The following is a 26,158-nucleotide window of genomic DNA, read 5'->3' as shown; positions in this document are numbered from 1 at the left end:
CCTCCGGGGCCGAGACCGCACCTCGTCGTGCTCGTTCCCGGCGGCCCCCAGCCTACTGTGCCAGGCCGGGGGCGGCCGCCCGTGCCAGCGCGTGACAGCCGGCCCGAAGTGCGGGCTGTCACGCCGGAGAGGTCAGATCCGAGCAGAGGTCACGCGTTGGAGAACTCCACGGTGGCGGTGTAGCCCAGCGACCGCATCATGCCGGTGAGCATCGCCCGCGTGTTGTTCTCCGCCCGCTGCTTCAGCTCGCTGGCCGTGGCCGCCTCGCCGAGCTTCTGCTCGGCGAGCACCATGACCTCCTGCTGCCGGTTGGTGTCGCCGTCGAAGAAGTCGCCGACCCGGTTGAACAGGCCGCGTTCCTCGGCGAAGGCGTAGCTGCGGCCGAGGTCGAGATGCGGCTGCTCCAGCTGGGGCGAGGGCAGGGTGATCTTCACCGTCTTCTTCTCGTCGTCCTGCTGGATCGCCTTGTCGGACAGCGTCCCGAACTCGACATATGCCTGCACGGTCCCGTAGGCGACATAGAGGACCCGGTCGTTGACCAAGAAGTCCGGGACGTATTTGCGGTCCTTCTTCAGGTCGATGACGACCTGGAACTCGCCTTCGGCGGCGACGAACCGGCTCAGGTCCTTGATCGAGATGAGCAGCGGCGGCTGCTGCTTGACGACCGTCTGCTTGGCGAACGGATTGTGGAACTCGGGCAGGATGCCGGTCAGGTTGAGGCCGAGCACGGCGACGGCGCCCAGCCCGACGATCATGAGGAACCAGAAGACCCTGCGGCCGAATCCGGACGAACGCGGTTCGAGGATGTACGCCGGGCCGGGCGACCCGGGCAGCACCTCGGTGTCCGGCTCGGCCTGGCTGACCGCGCTCCTGGCGGCTCGGGTCGGGTCGTCGCTCATCTCGCGTCTCCTCCCAGACCGGTTCTACTGCCGGGCTGACGGTGTTGTCCTAAACGGTAAGGCCCGCGTACGACAGCCGAAAGCCCTTGATCCGCGCGGACCGGGCGGGGGACGGCCGGACCGGGTCGGACGGGCACGAGGTGCCCGAAATGACGCGGCGCTAAACGGCTGGTCACCAGGCGTAGTCGGGGGCTCCGGCCAACCGGGCGTTAACAGGAGAACAACGATGGGTGCGCTAGCCTCTACCACCATGCTCACCGTCGCCGAAGTCAAGGCCCGGACCTGCAAGGAACGGGACTCGTGGTGGACCGTCCTCCTGGTCGACCCGATCGCGGTCCGGCTGACCAGGGCGGTCGCCGGCGTCCGGTGGATAACCCCGAACCGGATAACGCTGACGGCCTTCACGATCGGCCTCGTCGCGGCGTTCTGCTTCACCCGGGCCACGGCCGGTTGGCTGGCGGCCGGCGCGGCGCTGTATTACGTGAGCTTCCTGCTCGACTGCGTCGACGGCAAGATCGCGCGACTCAACGGCACCGGTTCGATCTTCGGGATGTGGCTCGACTACATCTTCGACCACGTCCGGATCATCACCTGTGTCGCCGCCCTCTTCGGCGGCCAGTACGCGGCCACGAAGAACGTCGCGTTCCTGATCGTCGGCGCGGGCGCGCTCGTCCTGGAACTGTTCCACTACGTCAACTCGCAGGAGATCTTCCAGATCAACACCGAGATGCGTACGCGGCTGGAGGCGCGCCGGGCCGAAGCCGGGCTCGTGTCGGCGGTGGACGAGGCCGAGGCGGCCAAGCGGCCAGGCAACCGGTCGATCATGCAGCTGACCGGCAACGACCAGGGCCTCTTCGGCCGCGTACGCGCCTGGCTCCGCCGCAGCCGGATCCGGCCGCACCTCGTCGGGGGCATCGAGTTCCAGATGGCGTTGCTGATCGTCGCCCCGCTCGGCGGCGCGATCATCGGCGACGGCGCGATCATCGGGATCAGCGTCACCGCCGGCGTACTCATGATCCTCTTCGAGCTGGCCGTGATCTTCATGGTCTACCGCGCCGCCCGGACGGTGACCGGCCAGATCGCCGCGATTCGCGTACCCGTGCAGCAAACCGATGCGCTAGCGTTTACCGGCGGTTTCTCCACTGTTCACCCCGCGAACCAGCCCTCGAACCATCCCCCAGTTCAGCCCCGCGCGAGCGAAGACGAAGCAGGCAGGACCCGAACATGACGCTGTTCCCGTTGGCCGAGGTCAAGGAGCGCACCTACAAGGACCGGGACTCGTGGTGGACCGTCCTGCTGGTCGACCCGATCGCGGCCCGGATCACCCGCCGCGTGGCGGCGATCCGTTTCCTCACGCCCAACCGGATCACGATGATCGCCTTCGGGATCGGCCTCCTGGCCGCCGCCTGCTTCGCGCTCGCCGATCCGATGTGGCTGGTCCTGGGCGCGTTCCTCTACCACGTGAGCTTCACCTTCGACTGCGTCGACGGCAAGGTCGCCCGGCTCACCGGCAAGGGCTCGATCTTCGGAGCCTGGCTCGACTACATCCTCGACCGGATCCGGATCGTCGCCTGCACAGCCGCGCTCATGGGCGGCCAGTGGGCCGCCACGCACAACGCGGCGTACCTGGTCGTGGCGACCGTCGTGATCTTCCTGGACATGTTCCGCTACCTCAACGCGCTGGAAGTCGCCAAGGTCCACCGCGAGGTCAGCAGCAAGGTCGAAGGCACCGGCGCTCCGGTGAACGCGGCCGGCGCCGTCCGGATGACGGCCCTCGCCGGCAACGACAAGGCCAGCCTGTTCTCCCGGGCCCGCCGCCTGCTCCAGCGCAGCCGGATCCGGCCGCACCTGTTCGGCGGCATCGAATTCCAGATGGCGGCGTTCATCGTCGCGCCCGTCGTCGGCGCGTTCGCGCCCGGCGCGATCATCTGGGTGATCCTCGCCGCCGCCGTGCTCATGGTCCTCTTCGAGCTGGCCGTGATCTACATGATCTACCGTGCGACGCAGGTCGCCGACCAGCGCGCCCGGACGCTCGCCGCGACGGTTCCCGGGCAGCCCGCGCCGGCCGAGGCCGCTACGGCAGCCGCGGCAGAATCGGTGAGCTGAGATCCTTGGCCGCCGCGGCCTCGCGTACGGCGTCCACAGTGCTCAAACCGGCCAGCTCGCGCAGGGTGATGACGGTCGGCGGCAGCATGGACAGCTCGCCCGCGGCGTACCCGGCCAACGCGGCGGTGGCGGTCAGCCACCGGTGCTCCTCGGTCTCCCCGTTGACCTCGACCGCGTCGGTGCCCGCACCGACCAGACCGACGAAGAAGTAGGTGTCGAACCGCCGAGGCTCGAACTCCGGAGTGATCCAACGAGACCACGGCAGCAGATCGGCAGTCGGCACGACCAGCCCGGTCTCCTCGCGTACCTCCCGGGCGGCAGCCCGCGCGGCGACCTCCAGCTCCGTCCCGCCCAGTACGCCGTCAGCCGGGTCGGCGCTGCCACCGGGAAAGACCCAGCGCCCGCCGAAGACCATCTTCACCGGCCGCCGCATGAGCAACACCGCGCCATCCGGACGCAGCAACACCGCCGTCGCGGCCAACCTCGGGGCGGCCGGAGTCGCACCGGAGGCGGCGAAGCGCTCCGCCTGCTCCCGGAAGTACGCGAGGTCGGTGCCGGGGATGCCGTCGAACGGATTGGTCATCCCCGGAGCGTACGCGGCGCCGCCTCCGCGCTAGCCGCGCGTCTTTCCGCGCTCCCTGCGCTCGCTCCCCGCTCCCCCCGACTTTCCGCGCGATCATGAACCTATGTGCGTGATCGCGCAAAAGATGCGGGGAGGGCGGGGCGAGGTAAGGGCGGGGTTAGAAGCCCAGGAGGCGGCGGATGTCGGCGGTGAGCGGCGACGGCCCGAGCGGCTGGCCGTCGATCGATCGCAGCTCGGCGACGCCTCGGATGCTGGAGATCAGCCAGGCGCCGTCGGCGGCGACGAGCCCGGCTGACGTGGTCAGCTCCTCCCCGGCGGCCAGACCCAGCTCGGCTGCTCGATCGAGCAGGTGGCGGGCGGTGGTCCCGGCGAGGATGCCGGTCTCCGCCGAGGGCACCGTGAGCAGTCGTGATCCGTCCCGCCACACGACTGTCGCGGTCGGAGCCTCCAGGATGTAGCCGTCGGCCGACACCCAGACGACGTCGTCGGCTCCTTGCGACCAGGCCCAGCGCTGCGACGCCATGTTGATCGCGTACGACAAGGACTTGACGCCGCCGAGCAGCCACGGAGCCGGCGTACGCGCTCCGACGGCGTACCCGAGCGTCGCGGTGCGGACGCGTACGCCGGTGTCCCGGGCGTTGATCGAGGCCGCGCCGACCGGCGAGCCGAGGACGAGGAAGGTCGGGTCGCCGCCCTCCTCCGAGCCGCGCGTGCAGATGAGGCGCAGGGAGTGCTCCTGCGGCCCTACCTTCGCGCAGACCTGATCGATCAGGTCCTGCATGACTTCCCGCGCGGGTAGTGGCAGCTCCATCCGGGCGGCCGACCGGGCGAGCCGGGCCAGGTGCTCGTCGAGCATCCACGGCTTGCCGCCCCGCACGTGGACGGACTCGAAGATCCCGTCGCCGCGCAGCAGCCCGAGATCGTCGGCGCGCAGCACCGGGGTGGTGGGATCGACGAGGCCGCGTCCGAGCACGGCGAGAACGGTGACGGTCACGGCAGGCAGCCTAGCCACTCGCAAGATCCCGTCGCACTCCACCGGCGTCGTTGATCATGGAGTTTCCAGTCTCGCCACACCGTCAAGACCACAGTTAACTCCATGATCAACACGGCGAGGCGCGGTAGGGGCGCGGTGGGGTGGGGCGGTGGGGTGCGGATGGCGAAAGCGCCATGGGTGGGAGCGGAGAAAGGCGAACTATGATCGACGGGTGTCCGACTCCCTCGCCCGTGCGTTGAAGGAGCGAGGCCTGCGCCTGACCGCCCAGCGGCAACTGGTCCTGGAGGCCGTGCGGGAACTGGGTCACGCCACGCCCGACGAGATCCACGCGAAGGTGCAGTGCATCGCCTCCGGCGTGAACATCACGACCATCTACCGCACGCTGGAGCTGCTGGAAGATCTCGGTCTGGTGACGCACGCGCACCTGTCGCACGGCGCGCCGACCTTCCACGCCGCCGAGGACCGGCACGTCCATCTGGTCTGCCGGGCCTGCGGGCATGTGCAGGAGTTGTCCGTGGAGAGCGTCACACCGTTGGCGCAACAGCTCCGGGCCGAGCGAGGATTCAACCTGGACGTAGGGCACGTCGCCCTTTTCGGGACCTGCGGGAGCTGTCAGTGACCGTCGTGATGATCGAGGACCTCGCACCGGAGTCGCGCGACGCCGGCGTACCCGCGCACTTCGGGGATCCGCTCCGCGAGCAGCGGCTGCTGGCGACCGAGGTCGGCTTGGTCGACCGGGGCAATCGCGGGGTGCTCGCGATCCCTGGCGCCGACCGGTTGAGCTGGCTGCACAGCATCTCCACCCAGCACCTCACCGCGTTGCAGCCCGGTCAGGGCACCGAGACGTTGTTCCTGTCGCCGCACGGCCACATCGAGCATCACGCGCTCGTCACCGACGACGGCGAGACCACCTGGCTCGACGTGGAGCCGGGCACTCAAGGCGAGCTGCTCGCCTTCCTCGAGCGGATGCGCTTCCTCATGCGGGTCGAGCCGGCCGACGTCACGGCGAGCTGGGCGGTGCTCAGCCTGGTCGGCCCGGCGGCGGCCAAGATCGTCGAACTGCCGGCCCCGGCCATCGCGCCGGTGCCCGGTCCGAAGTTCGCCGCCGGCTCCGTCCCGCCCCTTCCGACCAGCTTGTACGCCGTGCAGCCGGCCTTCGGCGGGTGGGCGCGCCGGGGCGAGTTCGGCGTGGATCTGCTCGTTCCCCGGGAAGCCGTCGAGACGGTCGCCGACGAACTCGACGTGCCCCGGGCGGGGCTTTGGGCGTACGAGTCGATGCGAGTGGAGGCCCGGCGGGCCCGGCTGGGGCTGGAGACCGATCACCGCACGCTGCCGGCGGAGGTGGACTGGACCGCGGACGCCGTGCATCTGGAGAAGGGCTGCTACCGCGGTCAGGAGACGATCGCGCGCGTGCACAACCTCGGTCGTCCGCCGCGCCGCCTCGCCCTGCTGCACCTCGACGGCATCGCGACCGATCAGCCGCCGGCGCAGGGCACGCCGGTCACCGCCGACGGCCGGGCGATCGGTTTCGTCGGCACCGCCGTGCAGCACCATGAACTGGGCATGATCGCCTTGGCCCTCCTGAAGCGGAATATCTCCGACGAGACCCCCCTCATGGTCGGAGAATCTGTCGCAGCGATCGACCCGGAGTGAAAAAACTCCGCTGACGTGGCAGGATGCGGCCATGACGACGACGACGTTGATCACGGTTGCCCCCACCGGAGCCGAGTCGGCGAAGGCCGACGTGCCCGCCCTCCCCGTCACGCTCGATGAGCTGGTCGCGACCGCGCAGGAGTGCGAGTCGGTCGGGGCGAGCGTGATCCACGTTCACATCCGGGACGAGAAGGCGCAGCCGACCCTGGATCAGGGGCGCTTGCGAGACACGGTCGCCGCCCTCCGCGACGGCACCGATCTGATCGTGCAGCTGTCCTCGGGCGGTTCGGTGCACGACCCGGAGGAGGCCCGGCTGGCCGTCCTCGACGCCGCCCCGGACATGGCGAGCTGCACGATGGGCACGGTGAACTTCGGCGAGGACGTCTTCCTCAACCGGTGGGAGTTCATCGTCGAGCTGCACACCCGGATGCAGGAACGCGGCATCGTCCCCGAGTACGAGATCTTCGACCTCGGCCACCTGTGGGCCCTCCAGCGGCTGCTGGACAAGTACGGCCTGCCCGCCGGCGGCCACGTGCACGTCGACCTCGTGATGGGCGTACCGGGCGGGATGCCGGGCACGACCGCCGCGCTCGTCGCCTGCACGACCGCACTGGCCGATCTGCCGGCCGGGACGACCTTCTCGGCGACCGGCATCGGGCGGACGACGCTTCCCGTTCTGCTCGCCTCGCTGTCGGCCGGTGGGCACCTCCGAGTCGGCATGGAGGACACGATCACATACGCCAAGGGCCAGCCCGTCGAGTCGAACGCCCAGCTCGTCGCCCGAGCGGCCGGGTTCGCCCGGCTCGCCCAGCGTCCGCCGATGACCTCGGCGACGGCCCGCCAGATGCTGGGCGTACGCCCATAGGCCCACATCTTGCTCGCCAAGTGCGGTTAGGGTGGGTAGCGTCCCGGACGACGACGGTCGCCCGGGACGTTGCGGCGGCAGGTCCTAGGGAGGGGGCGGCACAGTGATCTTCAAAGGCGTCCGGGACGGGCGCCCTTATCCGGAGCACGGCTACTCCCTGAAGCAGTGGTCCGAGATCCCGCCCCGGCCGGTCCGGCTCGACCAGCTCGTCACCACCAAGCGCGAACTGGCGCTGGACAAGCTGCTCGCCGAGGACTCCACCTTCTACGGCGACCTCTTCCCGCACGTCGTGCAGTGGGAGGGCGCCATGTACCTGGAGGACGGCCTGCACCGGGCGCTCCGGGCGGCGCTGCAGCAACGCCATCAGATCCACGCTAGGGTGCTGGTCCTGTGACGACTGCCGCCTGGGACATCCTTCAGTTCGACGCGCTGCTGACCGACGAGGAACGCGACATCCGCGACGCGGTCCGCGCCCTCCTCGACGCCAAGGTCCGGCCGAACATCGCCGGTTGGTTCGAGCAGGCCGCCCTGCCCGCCCGCGATCTGGCTCGCGACTTCGGCGAACTCGGTCTCCTCGGGATGCGGCTGCACGGGCACGGCTGCGCCGGGATGTCCGCGGTGGCATATGGGCTGGCCTGTCTCGAACTGGAGGCGGCGGACTCCGGCATCCGGTCGCTGGTCAGCGTCCAGGGCTCGCTGGCGATGGAGGCCATTCACGCGTACGGCTCCGAGGAGCAGAAGGACCGCTGGCTGCCCGGCATGGCGCGCGGTGAGCTCATCGGCTGCTTCGGGCTGACCGAGCCCGACCACGGCTCCGACCCGGCGTCCATGGCGACCCGGGCGGTCTCCGACGGCGACGGCTGGCTCCTGCACGGAGTCAAGATGTGGATCACCAACGCGCCGGTCGCCGACATCGCCGTCATCTGGGCTCGCGTACCGGAGGTGGGGGTGCGCGGGTTCCTCGTGCCGCTGGACACCCCCGGCGTCACGGTCCGGGAGATCACTCAGAAGCTCTCCCTGCGGGCGAGCCTCACCGGCGAGATCGTCCTCGACGAGGTACGCCTCCCGGCCGACGCGATCCTGCCCGGTGCGACCGGGCTGCGGGCGCCGTTGTCCTGCCTGACGGAGGCCCGCTACGGCATCGCCTGGGGCGCGCTCGGGGCGGCCCGCGACTGCCTGGAGACGGCGTTGGCGTACGCGACGACGCGGGAGCAGTTCGGTAAGCCGCTCGCCGGCTTCCAGTTGACCCAGGCGAAGCTGGCCGACATGGCGTTGGAGCTGCAGAAGGGGCTGCTGCTGGCGCTCCACCTCGGCCGCACCGCCGACGCCGGGCGCATGACGCCGCCGATGGTCAGCCTCGCCAAGCTCAACAGCACCCGGGAGGCCCTGGCCATTGCCCGGACGTGCCGGACGATCCTCGGCGCGAACGGCGTCTCCGGCGAATACCCGCTCATGCGGCACGCCAACAACCTGGAGAGCGTGCTGACCTACGAGGGGACCGCCGAGATTCACCAGCTGGTGATCGGGCAGACCCTCACCGGCTGCTCCGCTTTTGCGTGATCATTGCGCCGGCCATGCTGTTTGAGCGGGCTATTTGCCCGGTGAAACCGCATGGGTGACGCAATGATCAGGAGAGCACCGAGAGGTCGGCCAGTGCCATCCGGACGTTCCGGTTGACCACTGTGACCAGCTCCAGCTTGCCGTCCTCGATCCCCCACGCCACGATCACCGTCGCGTCGTCGGTGTTCGCCGCGACCAGCACCGTCGACGGGTCCAGCCAGCCCACCGGCTCGACTCGGTCCGCCGTGGTCTTCATCGTCTCCACGAGTACGCGCAACACCGCGCCCGTCGCCGCCCGGAGCGCCGCCATGCCGCTGACGACTTCGCCGTACTGGGCGGGCACCCGGCCCGGGGTCTGGCAACGGCGGACGAGGCGACCCCGGTCGGCCGGGTTCGGGCCGGTGGCCAGCGAGAATCCGAGCCCCCGCCACAGCCCCACCCAGGCCACGAGTTCGCCTTCGAGACTGACGTCGATCGGCTCGCCCTGATTCGTGGTGTATCGGCGAACCCGGGCGGGAGCCGTCAGCGGCCGCCCGAGGGCCAGCAGCTCGGTCGACCGCAGGATCGGATCGCCGGTCAACGGCTCCTTGTGCCCTTGTGGTGCCACGACGTCGTTGAGGTCGACGGCCTCCAGCAGATCGGTGAGCTGACCGTCGGCGAGCACGACCTGACTGCCGCCGACCGCGGCGTACAGGAGGTGCTGGGGGTCCAGCCAGATCGGCGGGCTGACCGTGGTGACCTTGTCGAGCACCCGGACCATGCCGGTCGCGACGTCGAACAGCATCTGATGGGCGTCACGAAAGGCGATGTAGCGCCCGTCCGGCGACATCACGCCGGGATTGTCCGGGCGGACACGGATGTCGGGGACGGCGTACAGGCGGCCGTCGTCCAGCAGGAGGACCGCCGACTCCTCCGTGGCGCTGAACACCGCCCGAGCCCGACGCCCCCGCGGCAGACTCACCGACGCCTTCTCGAACTCGATCTCGGGCGGCAGTGGGGAACGGCGGACGGGCAGCCGGCTCAAGTCGGCCAACGGCGGCAGCACGTCGACACCGGCCGGCAGCGCGGTCGAGTCCGGGCTGGGCGAGGCGGGAACCTCCTCCGACGTCCCCTCGGGCCGGGGCCGGCTGACCGTCAGGACCAGCCCGATCAAGGCCAGACCACCGGTGATCAAGGTACGCCGCCGCACCGTCCGCGCCGACCGCTCCCAGATGAACTGAGCCTCGTCGGCCGGGCTCAACGACCCGTGCAGCCGGGACCTGCGAGGCGGTTCGTCGGGCAGCGGAACCGGCCGGACCTCCTCGTCGGAGTCGGCTTCGGTCAACGACAACCGGACCTCGCGCTGCGGGTCGGCGTACTCCTTGACGACGTCGGCGAAGCCCCGCCGGAGCACCTTGTCGGCGGCCTGCTCGGGATCCTTCCGCGACTGTCCGGGCAGCCGGGCGTACCAGGGCCAGCGGATCGCGACGGAGGCCAGCAGATCCCGCGCGGCCTGATCGGCGAAGCGCTCGTCCGGCACGTACCGGCGGACCTCCCGGATGAGCAGCGGCAGCCGGCTCTCGACGTAGGCGACGAAGGCGGCGGGCGGGGCGAGCGCGTCGCGGACCATGCCGACCATCCTCGCCCGCTGATATCACGGTTGGGAATAGGCCGATCCAGGCCCTGTCTCTGGGATCTCGCAAGTCGGTGGCGAGGTCCGAAAAGACAGGTCTTACAGCCGCTCGAAGCAGGTGTCGGTGGCCCAGCGGACGAATCCGAGGCGCTCGTAGAGCCGCACGGCCGCCGCGTTCGCCTCGTCGACGTAGAGCATGACCTGGTCCAGCCCCCGGCGGCGCAGATAGGTCAGCCCCACCGCCGTCAGCGCGGCACCCAGGCCCAGCCCGTGCGCCGCCGGATCGACGCCGAGCACGTAGACCTCGCCGATCGGTTCGTGCTGGTGATCGCCGTCGTCCCCGCCCGCCGTGTGACCCCCGTGGACCTTCGTCCAGTGGAAGCCCAGCAACTCCCCGTCGGGCTCACCCTCCCGGTACGCGACGAAGAACCCCTCGGGGTCGAACCACCGCTCCGCCATGCGTACGCGCAGATCTTCGAGCGTCCAGCGGCCCTGTTCCGGATGGTCGGCGAAGGCGCGGGCGTTGACCCGCAGCCACGCCTCATCGTCGCGGCCCGGGACGAAGGCGCGGACGGCGATCCCGGCGGGCAGCGACGCCGCCGGCACCGGAGTGAACAGGGAACGGCGCATCTGCCACAGCACGCGGGCCCGGGTGAAGCCGAGCGAGACGGCGAGCGCGCCCGCCGACGGATGATCGCCGTGCGCCCAGAGCCGCAGCCGCCCGGCCGGATCGTTCTCGGCCGCGACCGCGAGCGCGGCGGTCACGAGCGCCCGGCCGAGGCCGCGCCGCCGACGCAACGGGTGCACGACCACCTCGGCACTCGGCCCGGCGACCTTGTCGGTCGGGTCGACGTGCGCGTAACCGACGAGGCGGCCGTCGTCGTCGGAGACCAGCAGGTGGATCGCCGGGACCTCGCCGCCCTGCCGCAGGTGCAGCATGACGTGCTCGGACAGCGGGTAGGCCCCGTCGACGTCCCCGGCGAGATCGGCCAGCTCGACCGCCTGAGTCACCTGATCGAGCGTCAGCCGACCGGCGCGTTCCACTCTGACGTTCGGCTTGGCGATCATGCGGACAGACTAGGTCCTCCGCGCTCGCGGCGCGGCCCTGCCTTCATGATCGTCAGAGGGTGATCCGCTCCTTGGCGGCGGGGAGGCCGTCCTCGGCGTGGCGGGACGACGGCAGGACGAACTTGTAGCCGACCTGGCGAACAGTGCCGATCATCGACTCGTACTCCGAGCCGAGCTTGGCACGCAGCCGCCGCACGTGCACGTCGACCGTCCGGGTACCGCCGAAGTAGTCGTAGCCCCAGACCTCGCGCAGCAGCTGATCGCGGGTGAACACCCGGCCGGGGTGCTGGGCGAGGAACTTCAGCAGCTCGAACTCCTTGTAGGTGAGGTCGAGCGGACGCCCCTTGAGCTTCGCCGCGTAGGTGTCGGGGTCGATCGTCAGCTCACCGGCCCGGATGAGGCCGCTGGCGCTCGCGGTCGCGGTGGTCAGCCGGCCCACGGCCAGGCGCAGCCGCGCCTCGACCTCCGCCGGTCCCGCGGTCGCGAGGATGACGTCGTCCACGCCCCAGTCGGAGTTGAGCGCGATCAGGCCCGCCTCGCTCACGACGGCGATCAGCGGTACGCCGATGCCGGTCGCGTGCAGCATGCGGCAGGTGGCACGGGCGTCGGACAGCTCCGACCGGGCGTCGACCAGCACCGCGTCGGGGCTGGGAGCAGAGACGAGCGTACGCACATCGCGGGGTGCGGTGCGGACAGCGTGGGGGAGCAGATCCAGCGCGGGGAGCACCATCGAGGGCTCGCCGGCGCGCGGCGTCACGAGAAGCAGTATCTCCACATCTACCTCCGTCGCACACGGGGGTGGCACTCCCCGGCGGCACTGACGGGCGGGTTAAGTCTTGACTCTAGCCGAACTGACCCCGAACACCAGGGTTGTTCCACCTGGTGCGCGGGGTCGTGGTCAAGTTGAGACTTGGTTCATCAAGCCGAAACACGAATTCACAACCGTGACATCTCTCATTGAGTCAGCGGCACGTTTTCGGCGTACGCCGTGAGGTCGAGCCCGTCCGGCGTAGCGGTGATCTTCTGCAGCTTCAGGTCGTAAGGCAGCTTCGGCAGCGCCACGTCGAAGACCAATTTGTCCTGGTACGCCGCGATCAGTGACTTGACCAGCGCGTTGAGGTTGGGGTCCGTCCCGGACAGATCCGTGACCTGAACACGCAGCTTCGTCGGACCGGCCAGGGTGACCTTGGCCTTGCCGGTCAGCGGGATGCTGAACCCGCCCAGCGTCGCCTCGCCCGCCACCTTCAACGTGCCGTCGGGGTCGGCCGACAGGGTCAGATCCTTGAACTTCGTCTGCTTCACCACGACGTCCCACGGCACCACCGCGGTCCCGGTGATCTTGTCCGCCGTGATCGTGCCCTCGCCCGACCGCAAGGCGTCCAGCGGCGCGTTCACGCCGGACGCGGTCAGCGTGAACTTCGGCAGCGTGATCCCCTGCCCCTTGAGGTCGGGCAGCACGATGACGATCTGGTCGTACTCGCCGCTCACCACCTCGGTGAAGAATGGGAAGCCGCCGACGTCGACGCTCGGCTCCCCGGAACTCATCCCCCGGCGGGCGACCTCGGCGACGGTCTGCTGCTTGATCTGATCCTCGGCGTACGCGGCGACCGCGCGATCCATCGCGAAGACGCCCACCCCGATGATGAGGATGAGCACTACCGCGGTGATCAGGAACCGGCGCAAGGTTTCTCCTCGTCCCGTGCGGGTCGTCTCGAAGTCGGAGCGTATTCGGAGCGGGTCAGGTGCTCGGCGAGTGCTTTGCGCGTCAGGTCAGGAAGATCGCGGAGATGGCGTACGCGACCGGCGCGGCGAGCGCGAAGCCGCCGAGCGGTCCCTGCATGTGCCGGGCCAGCCACATCGTCGGAGCGTCCCCGGCCAGTTCCCGGCCCGCCTCGGCGAACCCGACGGCCAGGTCGGCGAGAACGGCGGCGCCGGCCGCGGCCAGCCCGATGAACGCGGCCTCCTTCGGGTCGAACCCGACGAGGTAGCTGCCCCAGATGGTGGCGGCGATGGTACCCGCGCAGGCCCCGACGACGACGCCCAGCGATCCGCGCGGCACCTGGGCGGCGATCCGCGGCACCGGGGCGACGGTGTCGAGCAGCCGGGCCACCAGCAGGGCGACGCCGGTCGCCGTGAGGCAGACCACGATCGCCTGGGTCCCCTTGGGAATCCGGGTGAGCACGATGAGCGTCGCGAAGCTCACCACCCCGATCACGACCAGCAGCGTGGCGCCGAGCGACTCGGTCACCCGCATCCGGACCTCGCCGGTGATCATCTGGCCGACGAACGCGGCGACGAACCCGATCACCGCGGCCAGCGCCAGCGGGCCGAGCCCGGCCACGTCGGGGTAGACCGCGGCGATGTCGGCCGCGAGGGCGGTCAGCACGCCCGCCCCGGCGACGATCTTCATCCCCGGCGGGCGCATCGCCATCGTCCAGGCCAGCAGGAACAACACCTGTACGCCGAAGATGACGACGGCGTACGACATGCGCGCGTTCGGGCCGGAGGTCTGCGCGCCGAAGATCAAGCCGACCCCGAGCATCGCCGAGAAGCCGGCGATGAAGAGGGAGAGAAGCCGGCGCACGGGGACGAACGGCGGCTCCATGTCGTCGTCGAGTTCGTCCAGGTCTTCCGGCGGCAGCTCGCGCTCACGCTGCCGGTCGGGGCGTGACCTGCGATCTTGTCGCTGATCTTCGGGGGCGGGGAACACCTGACGATCGTGCCCTGCGCCACAGCGGACCGCAACTCAGTGCACCCGCCGATCCGCGCTGGATCAGACTCGAAGCTGACGCGTGATCGGGCAGTCCCGGATTGTGGGCTCGTTGTTCGGCGAACCGAGACTCGGCTGGTAGGGTCGCTGGCTATGGGCATCCTGCTCACTAAGAGGCGCGCGGTCGACCTGTGCCGCGTGGCCGCCTGCCTGTGTCGCCCCGTCTTCTGACGGCGGCGCCGGCAGCCATGCCTGCCTTTCCCTCACGCCTGTAAGGGCTTCACGCCCGAGGCTGTAGCGACGCCGCTGTCGTAGGTACCCGTTCCGTCAGGGTCGGGCGCGGCGCGTATGCATCACATGATCAGCTCCAGCGCGAGCGCCGACTCACCCTAGCCATCCATCAAGGGAGAGCTTTCCATGAGTCGCGACACCGCACTCGTCACGGCCGACTGGGCCGAGAAGAACCTCGAGACCCCCGGCCTCGTCTTCGTCGAGGTCGACGAGGACACCACCGCCTACGACGGCGGGCACATCCCCGGCGCTGTGAAGATCGACTGGAAGACCGATCTGCAGGACCCGGTGCGCCGGGACTTCGTGAACAAGCAGCAGTTCGAGGCGCTGCTGTCGGCTCGCGGCATCGCCAACGACGACACCGTGATCCTCTACGGCGGCAACAACAACTGGTTCGCCGCGTACGCGTACTGGTACTTCAAGCTGTACGGGCACGGCGACGTCCGGCTGCTCGACGGTGGTCGCAAGAAGTGGGAGCTGGAGGCCCGGCCCTACACCAAGGACGTCCCTAACCGTCCCGCGACCGCCTACGTGGCTCAGGACCAGGACCTGTCCATCCGCGCCTTCCGCGACGACGTCGTGAAGGCGATCGGCGTGCAGAACCTCGTCGACGTCCGCAGCCCCGACGAGTACGCCGGCCGCCTGCTGGCCCCGGCGCACCTCCCGCAGGAGCAGGCGCAGCGCGCCGGCCACGTGCCGACCGCGATCAGCGTCCCGTGGAGCAAGGCGGCCAACGAGGACGGCACGTTCAAGACCGACGACGAGCTGAAGGAGCTTTACACGGCGGCCGGCTTGGACACCTCCAAGGAGACCATCGCGTACTGCCGCATCGGCGAGCGTTCCTCGCACACCTGGTTCGTCCTGCACGAGCTGCTCGGCGAGCCGAGCGTGAAGAACTACGACGGAAGCTGGACCGAGTACGGCTCGCTGGTTGGCGTGCCGGTGTCGCTGGGCGACGAGCCCGGTTCGCTGGAGGGCTGATCGATATGACCGTTACGTCTTGCGCCGCCCCCGACCAGGCGGCTCCCATTCCCGCGAGCGTCGACATCGAGAAGGAGACCGTGATCTCCGGCGTCGTCCTCGCCGCCTCGGGCGACCCGGTCGCGGGCGCGTACGTCCGGCTGCTCGACCGCACCGGTGAGTTCACCGCCGAGGTCGTGACCTCGCCGGCCGGTCGGTTCCGGTTCTTCGCCGCTCCCGGCCAGTGGACCGTCCGCGCGCTGTCCCGTTTCGGCAACGGCGGCGGCGAGGTCTCCGTCGACCGGGGCGTCAACGAGTTCCAGGTGTCCGTCTCCTAAAGCCCACGCTCTTACCCCGACAGGGCGCGTCACCGGATGGTGACGCGCCCTGTCACTATTGGGGCCATGCGCAAGCGACTGGTGATCGCGGGGGTCGCCGCCTGGGCTCTGGTCCTGGTCGGCCTGGCCGTCTACTCCTACCACCGCGACCCGGCGACCGTGCCCGGCCAGACCACCGTGGCCCAGGCCCGGGCCACGATGGACCGGGTCACCGGGGAACTCTCGGCCGTCTCCAGCAGCGTCAAGATCAGCGAGTACGCCGAGAGCCCGTGCGAGATCACGAACGCCCGTAGCGGCCGCTCCGTCAAACGGGAGCTGACCTTCACGACCACGCCGGGCGACGAGGCGACCCTGCTTCGCTCGATCGCGGCGGAGCTGCCGAAGGCGTACCACGCGAGCACGACCCAGGGCGACGCCACGGTCACCCTGTACGCGGACGCCGGCGATTTCGTGGCCGTCCGCGGGCGCAAGGGCGCCGACCCCGGATCTGTCGTGGTGTCGTTGCTGTCCGGCTGCCGGGAGGCCTAGTAGACGAGCGCCTGGACGCCGTCGGCCAGGATCTCCTCCACGAACGACGCCGCACCGGCGATGCGAACGCCGTCGATCACGTCGGCTTCAGTGATGTTGCGCCGCTGCGCGCACTGCGTGCACAGGGTGACCTGACCACCGGCGACGATGGCGGCGAGCAGATCCTCCAGCGGGGCGGAGTGCGGCAACTCGAACTCCTCGGCCCGGCCCGGCAACGCGTACCAGCTGGACTCCCCCGTCAGCCAGAGCGAGACCTCGGCCCCGGCGGCGAGAGCGGTCGCGGCGACGGTGAACGCCTGCGCGCACCGTTCCGGGGCGTCGCGACCCGCGGTGACCTTGACTACAAGCTTTCGGCTCATACCCCGCAGCCTAAGATGAACGGCGTGGTCACCGAGATCGGGTTCGTGAGCCTGCTGGTGGCGGGCTTCGGAGCCCTCGCCGGCGGCCTCGTCTACGTCGCAGTCCGAATCGCAAGGGGACGCTGGTGAGTGAGAATCCGATGCAGCCGCCGTGGCTCAACGCGCCGCCGGTGGAGCCGTACCCCTACGAGGACACCCACGACCTGCGCGTCGGTCCCGACCTGAACGACGCGCTGCTCGGCCTGCTGCCGTTCGTCGGCGAGTGGCGCGGCCGGGGCAAGGGCGGCTACTCGACCATCGAGGACTTCGACTACGCCCAGGAGATCCGGATCAGCCACGACGGCCGGCCGTTCCTGCACTACGAGTCGCGCGCCTGGCTCATCGAGGAGGACGGCACCCCGATCCGGCCCGCCTTCCGGGAAGTCGGCTGGTGGCGGCCGGCGGCCGGCGGTGACGAGGTCGAGATGCTCCTCACCAATCCGACCGGGATCATGGAGCTCTACTTCGGCCAGGCCGAGGCCAACCCGCCCCGGCTGGACGTGCAGACCGACGCCGTCGTGCGTACGCCGACCGCCAAGGAGGTGCGGGCGGGGCACCGCCTGTTCGGCATCGTCAACGGCGAGCTGCTGTACGCATACGAGATGGCGGCGGTGGGCCAGCCGATGCAGGACCACCTCAGCGCACGGCTGGTCCGCGTCGGCGGCTGACACCGCCGCCTGCCTCGTCAGAACAGCGGCCGGATCACCAGGTACGCGAGGACCGAGATGAGGGCGGCGCCCGGGAAGGTCAGCACCCACGCGGTGACGATGTTCCCGGCGACGCCCCAGCGCACGGCGGAGAGTTTCTTCGTCGCACCGACACCCATGATCGCCGAGGTGATCGTGTGGGTGGTCGAGATCGGCGCACCCAGCACCAGCGCGTTGTAGTAGAGCACGCTGCTGGCGACGGATTCGGCCGCGAAACCCTCGGCGGGACCGAGGTCGATGATCTTGCGACCGAGCGTGCGGATGACCCGCCAGCCACCGGCGTACGTGCCGAGCGCCAGCACCGTGGCCGAGGTGTAGTAGACCCAGCCCGGGATGTGCTTCGGGTCGGTCTGGTAGCCGCCGACGTAGAGGGCCAGCACGATGATGCCCATCGTCTTGGCCGCGTCCTGCATGCCGTGCCCGACCGACATGGCGGCGGCCGAGGCGGTCTGCGCCCAGCGGAAGCCCCGGTTGAGCTTGCCCGGGTGCCCCCGGCGGAAGATCCACATGACGGCGACCATCACGATCGCGCCGAGGATGAAGCCGACGACCGGCGACAGCACCATCGGGTAAACGACCTTCTCCAGCAGCCCGTTCCACTGCACCTTGGCCTCGATGCCGAACCAGATACCGGCCAGGGTGGCGCCGACGAGGCCGCCGAACAACGCGTGCGTGGACGACGACGGGATGCCGAAGTACCACGTCAGCAGGTTCCAGCCGATGGCACCGATGACCCCGGCGAGCACGATGCCCAGGCTGGCCTCACCGGACGGCAGGGTCACCAAGCCGCTGCCGACCGTCGAGGCCACCTTCGCGCCGAAATGCGTACCGATGAAGTTGCCGAGGGCGGCCACGAGCAGCGCGACGCGCGGGGTCAGCGCCCGGGTCGACACGCTCGTCGCGATCGCGTTCGCCGCGTCGTGGAAGCCGTTGGTGTAGTCGAACAGCATCGCGGCGGCGATGACCGCGGCGACTGCCCAGAACATGGGGTTGTCCAAGGCCCTACGACTCCTTGACCGCGATGGTCTCGATGGTGTTCGCGACGTGCTCGAAGGCGTCGCACGCCTTCTCCAGCTCGTCGGCGACCTCCTTCATCTTGAGCACGGTCAGGGCGTCGTACTCCCCGGAGAACAGCCGGACCAGCAGCATCCGGTAGGCCCGGTCGCCCTCGTTCTCGAGCCGGTTGATCTCGACCCAGTACTCCTGGAGGTTCTTCATGCCCTTGAGCTGCGGCATGGCGTTGGCCGTGATCTTGGCCTGCTGATCGAGGACGTCGACCAGCTCGTGCATCTCGCGGGGCAGCGCCGGGAGCTTGGTCAGGCCGTAGAGGTAGACCAGGTTGCCGGCCGCCTCGAGGTGGTCCATCACGTCGTCGAGGCCCGAGCCCAGGTTGTAGATGTCCGACCGGTCGAACGGGGTGATGAAGGTCGAGTTGATCTTGTTGTACAGCTCGTGGGTGATCTGGTCGCTGTCGTGCTCCAGGTCGCCGAGGCGCTCACTGACCGACTGCACGTCGGCGCCCGGCAGGGCCAGCTCCATGAGCAGCTCGGTCCCGTGCATCAGGTTCTGCGCAGCTCGGCTGAAGAAGTCGTAGAAGGCCGCGTCCTGCGGGCGAAGGGAGAACTTCACGGCACAACCTCATCTGTCGTAGATGGACTATCCGGCGGCGGAACGGGCACCGCGACGATCGGGTTTCGGGCCGAATACTAGGGTGCTTCACGTCCTCGTCAACCGCAGGTCACCCGATGCCACCTTGGATTCATGTGGTGTTCACCCACTGTTCACCTCCGGGGCCGTGACCAATCGGCCACGTTCGACATCAGGGTCGAAATCGGCCGGCGGATACGCGGGATTCAGCTCACGCAGTTTCTCGAGCAGGAGATTCGCCACAGCCCAGTCGCGGTACCACTTGCGATCGGCGGGGACGACGTACCAAGGTGCCTCGTCGCTGTCGCATTTGCCCAGCGCATCGGCGTACGCCTCCTGGTACGCGGGCCACAGCGCCCGCTCGTCGACGTCGCCCGGGTTGTACTTCCAGTACTTCGTGGGGTCGGCCAGCCGGTCCAGCAACCGCCGCTGCTGCTCCTCCGGGGAGATGTGGAGCATGATCTTGACCACAGCACAGCCGTCCTCGACGACCCGCTGCTCAAACCGGTTGATCTTGGCGTACCGGGATCGCCAGGTTCGCGCGGGCACCAGGTTGTGCACCCGGACCACCAGAACGTCCTCGTAGTGCGACCGGTTGAAGACGCCGATCACGCCGGCCCCGGGCAGGCCACGCTCGATCCGCCAGAGGAAGTCGTGCGCGAGTTCCTCCTCCGTCGGCTTGCCGAACGCGACGATGTGCACGCCCTGCGGATTGAACTGGCCGACGACCTTCTTGATCGTCCCGTCCTTGCCGCCGCAGTCCATCGCCTGCAGCAGGAGCAGCAACCGTTGCCGGGAACTCCCGCTCTTCGCGGCCGCGTACAACTTCTCCTGCCAGGCGAACAACTCCGCGCCGAGGACCGGCAGCTGCGCCCGCGCCCACGCCTTCGGGTCCCGGACCGCCGCCTCGGGCAGGCCCGGCGTACCACGCGGGTCGATCGTGCGGAGGTCCACCCCGCCGGGCGGGACCCTCAGCAGCTCGCTCAACCGGCGTGTCATGTCCAGATCATCACGCATTCATCACCGACGTGCCGGGTTTTGCGAAGTAATGCCTAGTCGTGCAGGTCCGAGGCGACCTTGCCGAGCCACTGCCGGTACGCCGACGCGAACGGCTCCGACCCGTCGGCGAGCGCCCGCTGGAGATAGCGGGCCGCCGCCCAGGCCTGCTCCACGAGGATCGGCGGGTACGCGAACCGCTGCCGATGCTCGTCGAACTCGTCGGTGTCGACGAGCAGGACCGCACCGGACTCCCGGCGGCGCTTGACGTCGAGGTCGAGGTCGGCGAGGACCACGCGGTCGGCGATCCACTCCGCGGGCGTGGTGATGTCGCAGTAGATCTCGCTGCCTTGCGGCGGCGGGTTGAACATCGCCGTCCACCAGGCGTCCTCCGGGACGAGCAGGACCCAGGGCCGCTCGTGCCGGATGCCGGAGTCGGACACGGTCCCCGGCAGTACGCCGAGCCACCGACCGTAGTCGTCGGCGCCGAGCAGCACGGCGGGATAGCCCCGATGGGGTGAGCCGTCGAACTTGGTGATCTCCACCCGGACCTGGTCGCCGCTATGCGCGACCGCCACGGGAGGGTGGCGATCGCCCGGCAGCGTCGGATCGTGCTGCTCGTCCATCGCCTCCCCATCCTGTCACACGGCGTCACCCCGAGCGCGCCTGTCACGGCGTCATCCGGAGCGCGCCACGCCGCATGGCGACCCGACCGGCCCGTACGCCCGCCGCCCCGTGTGCGGGGACGGAGTTGTCGGCCCGGACCGCTAGGGTCGTGTGGTGACCCGACGGAAGGCAGCCACCGCAGAAGACATCCTGGCCGCCGCGGTCGGCGCGGTCCCCGGCGGATCGGCCCGTCCCGGCCAGGAGGCGATGACGGCGGCGATCGCCGAGTCCCTGCGGACCGGGGAGCACCTGCTCGTCCAGGCCGGCACCGGCACCGGAAAGTCGCTGGGCTACCTGTCGCCCGCGTTGACTGTGGACGGCCCGGTCGTCATCTCGACGGCCACCCTCGCGTTGCAGTCCCAGCTGGTCGACCATGATCTGCCCCGGCTCGCCGAGGCGGTCAAGCCGCTGCTCGGGCGGGAGCCCACCTACGCCGTCCTCAAGGGCCGCCATCACTATCTGTGCGTCGCCAAGCTGGAGCACGCCGGGGACGCCGAGGAGGAGCCGGCCGGGCTGTTCGACGCCACAGTCGCCGAGACCGGGCCGGCGAAGACCAAGACCGTCTGGATCGGTGAGGCGGGCCGGCTCGGCAAGCAGTTCGATCGCCTGCGCGACTGGGCGGCGAAGACCGACACCGGCGACCGGGACGAGCTGGACCCGGGCGTCGACGACGTCATCTGGCGGCAGGTCAGCATGCCGGCCCGGGAGTGTGTCGGAGCCAGCCGCTGCCCCTACGGGCAGGAGTGCTTCGCCGAGGCGTCCCGCGCCCGGGCTCGCGAGGCCGACCTGGTCGTCACCAACCACTCGCTGCTCGCCGTCGACATGATGGCCGGCCGGCAGATCGTGCCGCCGCACAAGCTGCTCATCATCGACGAGGCGCACGAACTGGCCGACCGCGTCTCGAGCGCGACGCAGGCCGAGTTGACCGCCGAAGCCGTCGACCGCACCGCCCGGGCCTCGCGTTCCTACATCGAGCCCGAGGACCACGCCTCGCTTCAGGAGGCGGCTGACGCGCTGACCCTGGGGCTGGTCGAGACGCCCGCCGGGCGGTTGCAGACCGGCCTGCCGACGGTGCTCCACGAGGCCTGCACGCTGATCGACGGCGCGACGAGCCGAGCGTTGCGGCAGATCGGCGAGATCAAGGCCGACGATCCCGATCCGGTCCGCAAGCAGCAGGCGAAGGCGACGCTGACCGAGCTGAACACCACGGCGCAGCGCCTCCTCGCGGCCGCCGACTATGACGTGGCCTGGGTCGAGCACGAGCCACGGCGGGCGCTCGTGGTCGCTCCCCTGTCGGTGGCGGGCCTGCTCGCCGAGAAGCTCTACGAGGAGCGCACGGTCGTGGCGACGTCGGCCACGCTGACCCTGGGCGGCACGTTCGAGCCCGTGGCCCGGTCGCTGGGGCTGATCGCGAAGACGCCGCCCGCGCCCGACGCCGCCGCCAAAGCCGCTGCCGGCACGCTGCCGGCGAAGGCGGTCAAGCCCCCGGCCGAGCACAACGAGCTGCCCTGGACCTCGCTCGACGTCGGCTCCCCCTTCGACTACGCCAAGCAGGGCATCCTCTACGTCGCGGCGCATCTTCCGAGGCCTGCCGCGTCCGGCCTGCCCGACGCCGCCGCCGAGGAGCTGCTGACCCTGATCGAGGCGCTCGGCGGGCGTACGCTCGGGCTCTTCAGTTCCCGGCGAGCCGCTCAGCAGGCCGCCGAACTGGTCCGGATGAAGACCGACTACACCGTGCTGCTGCAGGGCGACGAAGCGCTGCCGTTGCTGGTCCGCAAGTTCCGGGCCGACAAGGCCAGCTGCCTGTTCGGCGTGATGTCGCTCTGGCAGGGCGTGGACGTGCCCGGCGACGCCTGTCAGCTCGTCGTGATCGACCGCCTGCCGTTCCCGCGTCCGGACGAGCCTCTCGCGGCCGCCCGGAGCGCGGCGGTGGACGACGCGGGCGGCTCCGGCTTCGCCTCCGTGAGCGTTCCGATCGCCGCCGTACGCCTCGCCCAGGGTGTGGGCCGCCTGATCCGGTCCACCTCGGACAAGGGCGTCGTGGCAGTCCTGGACTCCCGGCTGGAGACGGCCCGAGGCTACGGCAGCTTCCTTCGCAAGAGCCTGCCGCCGTTCTGGTACACGACCAAGCGCGAGGTCGCCCTCGGCGCCCTGAAACGCCTCAGCGCCGACTAGCCCCTTGAGCGCAGCGCGAAACCAGCCCTCAGAGGTAGAGGCCGGTGCCGTTCTCCTCGATCCGGTTCGCCGCGACCGCGTGGACGTCACGCTCCCGGAGCAGGATGTAGTCCCGGCCGTGAAGCTCCACCTCGGAGCGGTCGTCCGGGTCGAACAGGACCCGGTCGCCGGTCACGATCGAGCGCACGTTGGGGCCGACCGCCACGGCGGTGGCCCAGGCGAGCCGGTGCGCGACCGACGCGGTGGCGGGGATCACGATGCCGGCGGCCGAGAGCCGCTCACCGTCGCCGGATTCCATGCGGACGAGTACCCGGTCCAGCAGAAGGCGGATGGGAAGGCCGGAGTCGGGCTGACTTGCTGCGCTCACGGTCAGGCACGCTACCCGACCGCCGAGGGCGGCTGTCGGCCGCCGCCAACCCTTGCGTGATCAGGGCGCCCCCTTGGGGTAGGCGCGCGAGATGGGTGTCTTCCCGGATGCTGAGCGTGCGTCCGCCGGTTACGGTAAGACCGGCCAAGGTGCTCAGATGGCGGCAGGAGGTGCGCTTTGGGGCGGTTCGAGCAGGCCCGGGCCAACATCAAGAGGGCCTACGAGGCCGGTCGCGCCGGTGTGCGCGCCCGCCGCGCCCAGCGCCAGGAGCAGGTCGAGGAGGAAGCCGTGGCCGACCCCGTACCGTCCACGCCCGAGGTCACGCACGGCAGCACGGTCAGCCGGGACGATCAGGAAGTGCCGGTGGGCCTGCGGGTCTCGGCCGCCTGGGGCTGGCGCATTCTGATCCTGGGCATCATCGTGTTCTTCGCGCTGAGGCTGATCAACACGCTGTCGCACCTGATCATCCCGCTGGTGATCGCGCTGCTGCTCAGCGCACTGCTGGGCTCGTTCGTCGGGGTGCTCTCCCGCTTCCTGCCGCGGTCGCTCGCCACCGCGATCGTCGTCCTGCTCGGCATCGGGGCGGTGGCCGGCGTACTCACCATCGTGATCACGCAGTTCGTCGACAACATCCCGCAGGTCGCCGACAACACGACCAAGGGCGTGAACGACATTCGCGACTGGCTCAAGGAAGGCCCGCTCGGGCTGACCAACGAGCAGCTCACCTCGTTCGCGAAGCAGCTGCAGACCTTCCTCAACGACAACAAGGACAAGCTCACCAGCAGTGCGGTCGCCACCGCGTCCACCACGGTCGAGGCGCTGACCGGCCTGTTCCTGGTGCTGTTCTCGCTGTTCTTCTTCCTCCGCGACGGCGACATCATCTGGCGGTTCTTCGTCGGCATCATGCCGCCGGCGACCCGCGAGGCGATCGACTACTCCGGCCGGGCCGCCTGGCACACGCTGGTCTCCTATGTGCGCGCCACCGTCCTCGTCGCCTTCATCGACGCGATCGGCATCGGCATCGGCCTCTGGTTCCTCAAGGTGCCGCTCGCTCTCCCGCTGGCCGCCCTGGTCTTCCTGTTCGCCTTCATCCCGATCATCGGCGCCACGGTGTCCGGTGCGGTGGCGGTCCTCATCGCCGGGGTCAACAACGGCTGGATCACCGCGCTCTTCGTGCTCGCCATCGTCATCGGCGTACAGCAGCTCGAGGGGCACGTCCTGCAGCCGCTGATCATGGGCAAGGCCGTCGCCATCCACCCGCTCGCCGTCATCGCTGCGATCGCCGGCGGCCTGGCCCTGGCTGGGATCATCGGCGCGCTGATCGCGGTGCCGCTGGTGGCCATGTTCAACACCGGCATCCGGGCGATGATCGGCCGGCGCAAGCAGATCGAGGCCAAGCTCCGCGAGGAGTCGGCGCAACAGGAGGCGGAGGGCGCGGCGCCCGCGTAAGTCAGCGGCGCCAGCCGGGATAACCCCAGGTCGGCGCGGGTGGCGGGGGCATCAGCACGGGGATCGGCACCACCGGCTCCGGGGGCGGCGACACGGTCCGCGTCTGTCCGTCCGGGAAGCTCAGCTCGTACGCCGTACCAGTCCACCGGGCCGGTGGCGTCTGCGGGTCGCGCCCGACGTACACCTCGCGGGCCGCCGTGATCTGCTCGAGAAGCGACCGCTCTTCTTCCTGGGCCTTGGCCTGCTGTTCGGGCGTACGGTTCAAGCCGCGTTCAATGCCGTCGCGGACCAGGGCGAGCCGGGTGGCGGCGAACTGGAAGGCGCTCATCGCCTTGCGTCCGGGGTCGCCGGCGACCCGCTTGGCCCAGGTCCGGGCGGCGTGCCGACGGCCGAGCGAGGCCAGGGCCGCGACCTCGGGCGGGCTGAACCACCCGGCCCGCACGTACGCCGGCAACGCCCGCACGGTGATCCGACCCTCGTGGGAGCGCAGCCAGAGGGCGAAGCCCACCATCGCCAGGAAGATCGGCATCTCCAGGGCGAAGTAGCCGTAGAGGACGAGGATGGTCTGCCCGGTGGCGGCGGCGATCGTGGGGATGAGGTTCCACGTGCCGTGCAGCATCATCGCGACGAGGAGACCGGCGATCGGGGCGAGCCAGCGCACCACAGGGCTCGCCGTACGCGCGGCGATGCCGATGCCGACGCCGGTCATCGAGGTGAACAGCGGATGGGCGAACGCCGAGAAGAGCACCCGGACCAGGAAGGTCGCGAAGAGCATCTGCAGTCCGGTGCTGACGCCGTACTCCTCGCTGCCCGCGGCGTACGCGTGACCGCCGAGGTAGAGGATGTTCTCCGTCATCGCGAAGCCGGTCGCGGCGAGTCCGCAGTAGACGATGCCGTCGGTGATCCCCGAGATCTCCTTACGGCGCCACCAGAGCAGCAGCAGCGGGGCGGCCGCCTTGCTCAGTTCCTCGATGAACGGCGCGACGACGACCGCGACGATGCCGTCGGAGATCCCGTTCTGCTCGAAGATCCGCGAGCTCCAGGTGTTCACGATCAACGCGATGCCGGTCGCGATGATCGCGCCCCAAGCGAAGCAGAGCACCAGCGCCCAGGTCGGCTCGGGTTCGTACCGGTCGAGCCAGAGGAAGCAGGCGACCAGGATCGGCACCGGGACGATGGCCGCCGCCAGCCCGACCAGCAGGGCCTCCACGCCCATGTTGAAGCCGAGGAAGACGAGCATCGCGATCGCGGCGGCCGCGAAGAAGAGGATGACGCCGCCGAGGATCACCGGCCGCTTCCAGCGTTGCCACCCGGACGGGTGCAGCGACGCGGGCGGCGGACCACCCGATGCGGGCCATCCCACGGGCTGGGCCGGAGCGGGTGTCGGTTCGCTGTGGGGTATCCCACTCGGCGGGAACTCGGACATGCAACGCAGCTTACCCACGCTAGGGTGTGGATCAGGTCACGAGTGACGGCATCAAGCCCCGGCTAGCCGTCCGGCAACCCTCCTATCTGCGGTGGGGTGCCCCGGGTGATGACCGGGCCTCGCTCGACGAGCGCGCGAGGCAAGCGCGGACCCCGTTCCC

30 protein-coding genes and 1 riboswitch are annotated in these 26,158 nt (G+C 69.9%); of the genes, 15 read left to right on the top strand and 15 right to left on the bottom strand.

The window, feature by feature from the left end; translation table 11 throughout:
* Positions 1-149: 149 nt before the first annotated feature.
* Positions 150-899 carry a DUF4230 domain-containing protein gene (locus AB0H43_RS30620; protein ID WP_360005005.1) on the bottom strand — a complete coding sequence of 250 codons (750 nt, stop codon included), beginning with the start codon at positions 897-899 and terminating at the stop codon, positions 150-152.
* A gap of 250 nt (positions 900-1,149) precedes the next feature.
* Between AB0H43_RS30620 and AB0H43_RS30615 the strand changes: the two genes are divergently transcribed.
* Together AB0H43_RS30615 and AB0H43_RS30610 are read left to right on the top strand one after the other, a co-directional pair.
* Positions 1,150-2,127: a CDP-alcohol phosphatidyltransferase family protein gene (locus tag AB0H43_RS30615; RefSeq protein WP_360005003.1), complete on the top strand. Its 978-nt coding sequence runs from the start codon at positions 1,150-1,152 to the stop codon at positions 2,125-2,127.
* The gene (locus AB0H43_RS30610) at positions 2,124-3,005 is read left to right on the top strand and encodes a CDP-alcohol phosphatidyltransferase family protein (protein WP_360005001.1); all 882 of its coding nucleotides are present in this window, start codon (positions 2,124-2,126) and stop codon (positions 3,003-3,005) included. The genes AB0H43_RS30615 and AB0H43_RS30610 overlap by 4 nt, the downstream gene beginning before the upstream one ends.
* On the opposite strand, the gene AB0H43_RS30605 is transcribed toward AB0H43_RS30610, so the two are convergent.
* Positions 2,974-3,588 carry an NUDIX domain-containing protein gene (locus tag AB0H43_RS30605; protein WP_360005000.1) on the bottom strand — a complete coding sequence of 205 codons (615 nt, stop codon included), beginning with the start codon at positions 3,586-3,588 and terminating at the stop codon, positions 2,974-2,976. The genes AB0H43_RS30610 and AB0H43_RS30605 overlap by 32 nt on opposite strands.
* Before the next feature lie 157 nt (positions 3,589-3,745).
* Positions 3,746-4,582 carry an aminotransferase class IV gene (locus AB0H43_RS30600; RefSeq protein ID WP_360004998.1) on the bottom strand — a complete coding sequence of 279 codons (837 nt, stop codon included), beginning with the start codon at positions 4,580-4,582 and terminating at the stop codon, positions 3,746-3,748.
* 211 nt (positions 4,583-4,793) lie between these two features.
* Here AB0H43_RS30600 and AB0H43_RS30595 point away from each other — a divergent pair, with 211 nt between their 5' ends.
* The 5 genes from AB0H43_RS30595 to AB0H43_RS30575 all read left to right on the top strand — a co-directional run bounded on the left by AB0H43_RS30595 (position 4,794) and on the right by AB0H43_RS30575 (position 8,660).
* Positions 4,794-5,201: a Fur family transcriptional regulator gene (locus tag AB0H43_RS30595; RefSeq protein ID WP_360004996.1), complete on the top strand. Its 408-nt coding sequence runs from the start codon at positions 4,794-4,796 to the stop codon at positions 5,199-5,201.
* Between the two features lie 8 nt (positions 5,202-5,209).
* A complete protein-coding gene (locus AB0H43_RS30590) occupies positions 5,210-6,235 on the top strand; it encodes a folate-binding protein (RefSeq protein WP_360005317.1) in 1,026 nt (341 codons plus the stop codon).
* A gap of 31 nt (positions 6,236-6,266) precedes the next feature.
* Positions 6,267-7,100, top strand: a complete 834-nt coding sequence (locus AB0H43_RS30585) for a 3-keto-5-aminohexanoate cleavage protein (protein ID WP_360004994.1) — start codon at positions 6,267-6,269, stop codon at positions 7,098-7,100.
* Positions 7,101-7,203: 103 nt separating this feature from the next.
* Positions 7,204-7,494, top strand: coding sequence for a type II toxin-antitoxin system VapB family antitoxin (locus AB0H43_RS30580; RefSeq protein ID WP_253758485.1), 291 nt, complete (start codon positions 7,204-7,206; stop codon positions 7,492-7,494).
* Entirely contained in the window at positions 7,491-8,660 is a 1,170-nt protein-coding gene (locus AB0H43_RS30575) for an acyl-CoA dehydrogenase family protein (protein WP_360004992.1), read from the top strand. The genes AB0H43_RS30580 and AB0H43_RS30575 overlap by 4 nt, the downstream gene beginning before the upstream one ends.
* Before the next feature lie 67 nt (positions 8,661-8,727).
* Here AB0H43_RS30575 and AB0H43_RS30570 read toward each other — a convergent pair whose 3' ends face one another.
* The 5 genes from AB0H43_RS30570 to AB0H43_RS30550 all read right to left on the bottom strand — a co-directional run bounded on the left by AB0H43_RS30570 (position 8,728) and on the right by AB0H43_RS30550 (position 14,050).
* On the bottom strand, positions 8,728-10,269 hold the full coding sequence (locus AB0H43_RS30570; protein ID WP_360004990.1) for a hypothetical protein: 1,542 nt from the start codon (positions 10,267-10,269) through the stop codon (positions 8,728-8,730).
* Positions 10,270-10,371: 102 nt separating this feature from the next.
* A complete protein-coding gene (mshD, locus tag AB0H43_RS30565) occupies positions 10,372-11,340 on the bottom strand; it encodes a mycothiol synthase (RefSeq protein WP_360004988.1) in 969 nt (322 codons plus the stop codon).
* A 52-nt stretch (positions 11,341-11,392) separates the two neighbouring features.
* Entirely contained in the window at positions 11,393-12,115 is a 723-nt protein-coding gene (locus AB0H43_RS30560) for a response regulator transcription factor (RefSeq protein WP_360004986.1), read from the bottom strand.
* A 179-nt stretch (positions 12,116-12,294) separates the two neighbouring features.
* Complete coding sequence (locus AB0H43_RS30555) at positions 12,295-13,023, bottom strand: DUF2993 domain-containing protein (RefSeq protein WP_360004984.1); 729 nt, start codon at positions 13,021-13,023, stop codon at positions 12,295-12,297.
* Positions 13,024-13,105: 82 nt separating this feature from the next.
* The gene (locus AB0H43_RS30550; RefSeq protein WP_360004982.1) at positions 13,106-14,050 is read right to left on the bottom strand and encodes a hypothetical protein; all 945 of its coding nucleotides are present in this window, start codon (positions 14,048-14,050) and stop codon (positions 13,106-13,108) included.
* Positions 14,051-14,203: 153 nt separating this feature from the next.
* On the opposite strand from AB0H43_RS30550, the gene AB0H43_RS30545 reads away from it, so the two are divergent.
* From AB0H43_RS30545 to AB0H43_RS30530, 4 genes are all read left to right on the top strand, one after another.
* Positions 14,204-14,281 (top strand): Ms5788A family Cys-rich leader peptide, encoded by a 78-nt coding sequence (locus AB0H43_RS30545; RefSeq protein WP_360005315.1) that lies wholly within the window; start codon positions 14,204-14,206, stop codon positions 14,279-14,281.
* Between the two features lie 186 nt (positions 14,282-14,467).
* Positions 14,468-15,322 carry a sulfurtransferase gene (locus tag AB0H43_RS30540; RefSeq protein ID WP_360004981.1) on the top strand — a complete coding sequence of 285 codons (855 nt, stop codon included), beginning with the start codon at positions 14,468-14,470 and terminating at the stop codon, positions 15,320-15,322.
* A gap of 5 nt (positions 15,323-15,327) precedes the next feature.
* Positions 15,328-15,639, top strand: a complete 312-nt coding sequence (locus AB0H43_RS30535; RefSeq protein ID WP_360004979.1) for a DUF1416 domain-containing protein — start codon at positions 15,328-15,330, stop codon at positions 15,637-15,639.
* A 66-nt stretch (positions 15,640-15,705) separates the two neighbouring features.
* Entirely contained in the window at positions 15,706-16,167 is a 462-nt protein-coding gene (locus AB0H43_RS30530; RefSeq protein WP_360004977.1) for a hypothetical protein, read from the top strand.
* Here the strand turns inward: AB0H43_RS30530 and AB0H43_RS30525 are convergent.
* Positions 16,164-16,526 carry a DsrE family protein gene (locus tag AB0H43_RS30525; protein ID WP_360004975.1) on the bottom strand — a complete coding sequence of 121 codons (363 nt, stop codon included), beginning with the start codon at positions 16,524-16,526 and terminating at the stop codon, positions 16,164-16,166. The genes AB0H43_RS30530 and AB0H43_RS30525 overlap by 4 nt on opposite strands.
* Before the next feature lie 24 nt (positions 16,527-16,550).
* On the opposite strand from AB0H43_RS30525, the gene mtfM reads away from it, so the two are divergent.
* Together mtfM and AB0H43_RS30515 are read left to right on the top strand one after the other, a co-directional pair.
* The gene (gene mtfM, locus AB0H43_RS30520; RefSeq protein ID WP_290862309.1) at positions 16,551-16,655 is read left to right on the top strand and encodes a small membrane protein MtfM; all 105 of its coding nucleotides are present in this window, start codon (positions 16,551-16,553) and stop codon (positions 16,653-16,655) included.
* Positions 16,649-17,233 carry an FABP family protein gene (locus tag AB0H43_RS30515; RefSeq protein WP_360005313.1) on the top strand — a complete coding sequence of 195 codons (585 nt, stop codon included), beginning with the start codon at positions 16,649-16,651 and terminating at the stop codon, positions 17,231-17,233. Before mtfM ends, AB0H43_RS30515 begins: the two co-directional genes overlap by 7 nt.
* A 17-nt stretch (positions 17,234-17,250) precedes the next feature.
* Here AB0H43_RS30515 and AB0H43_RS30510 read toward each other — a convergent pair whose 3' ends face one another.
* The 4 genes from AB0H43_RS30510 to AB0H43_RS30495 form a co-directional block, all read right to left on the bottom strand.
* Positions 17,251-18,258, bottom strand: coding sequence for an inorganic phosphate transporter (locus AB0H43_RS30510; RefSeq protein WP_360005311.1), 1,008 nt, complete (start codon positions 18,256-18,258; stop codon positions 17,251-17,253).
* 16 nt (positions 18,259-18,274) lie between these two features.
* Positions 18,275-18,901: a DUF47 family protein gene (locus AB0H43_RS30505; protein WP_290862313.1), complete on the bottom strand. Its 627-nt coding sequence runs from the start codon at positions 18,899-18,901 to the stop codon at positions 18,275-18,277.
* A gap of 141 nt (positions 18,902-19,042) precedes the next feature.
* Complete coding sequence (locus AB0H43_RS30500; RefSeq protein WP_360004972.1) at positions 19,043-19,918, bottom strand: PPK2 family polyphosphate kinase; 876 nt, start codon at positions 19,916-19,918, stop codon at positions 19,043-19,045.
* A 53-nt stretch (positions 19,919-19,971) separates the two neighbouring features.
* Complete coding sequence (locus tag AB0H43_RS30495; RefSeq protein WP_360004970.1) at positions 19,972-20,541, bottom strand: DUF402 domain-containing protein; 570 nt, start codon at positions 20,539-20,541, stop codon at positions 19,972-19,974.
* A 247-nt stretch (positions 20,542-20,788) separates the two neighbouring features.
* On the opposite strand from AB0H43_RS30495, the gene AB0H43_RS30490 reads away from it, so the two are divergent.
* Positions 20,789-22,756 (top strand): ATP-dependent DNA helicase, encoded by a 1,968-nt coding sequence (locus tag AB0H43_RS30490; protein ID WP_360005309.1) that lies wholly within the window; start codon positions 20,789-20,791, stop codon positions 22,754-22,756.
* Positions 22,757-22,784: 28 nt separating this feature from the next.
* Here the strand turns inward: AB0H43_RS30490 and AB0H43_RS30485 are convergent, their stop codons facing one another.
* On the bottom strand, positions 22,785-23,123 hold the full coding sequence (locus tag AB0H43_RS30485; RefSeq protein WP_360004968.1) for a co-chaperone GroES: 339 nt from the start codon (positions 23,121-23,123) through the stop codon (positions 22,785-22,787).
* A 177-nt stretch (positions 23,124-23,300) separates the two neighbouring features.
* Between AB0H43_RS30485 and AB0H43_RS30480 the strand changes: the two genes are divergently transcribed.
* Positions 23,301-24,572 (top strand): AI-2E family transporter, encoded by a 1,272-nt coding sequence (locus AB0H43_RS30480; protein ID WP_360004966.1) that lies wholly within the window; start codon positions 23,301-23,303, stop codon positions 24,570-24,572.
* Position 24,573: 1 nt separating this feature from the next.
* On the opposite strand, the gene AB0H43_RS30475 is transcribed toward AB0H43_RS30480, so the two are convergent.
* A complete protein-coding gene (locus tag AB0H43_RS30475; protein ID WP_360004964.1) occupies positions 24,574-25,998 on the bottom strand; it encodes a PrsW family intramembrane metalloprotease in 1,425 nt (474 codons plus the stop codon).
* A 34-nt stretch (positions 25,999-26,032) separates the two neighbouring features.
* Positions 26,033-26,150: riboswitch (SAM riboswitch) on the top strand.
* Positions 26,151-26,158: the final 8 nt, after the last annotated feature.

Source organism: Hamadaea sp. NPDC050747, assembly GCF_040654195.1.
GTDB lineage: Bacteria > Actinomycetota > Actinomycetes > Mycobacteriales > Micromonosporaceae > Hamadaea.
Note: the sequence above shows the minus strand (reverse complement) of the source record. Positions and strands in the feature narration are given on the sequence as shown.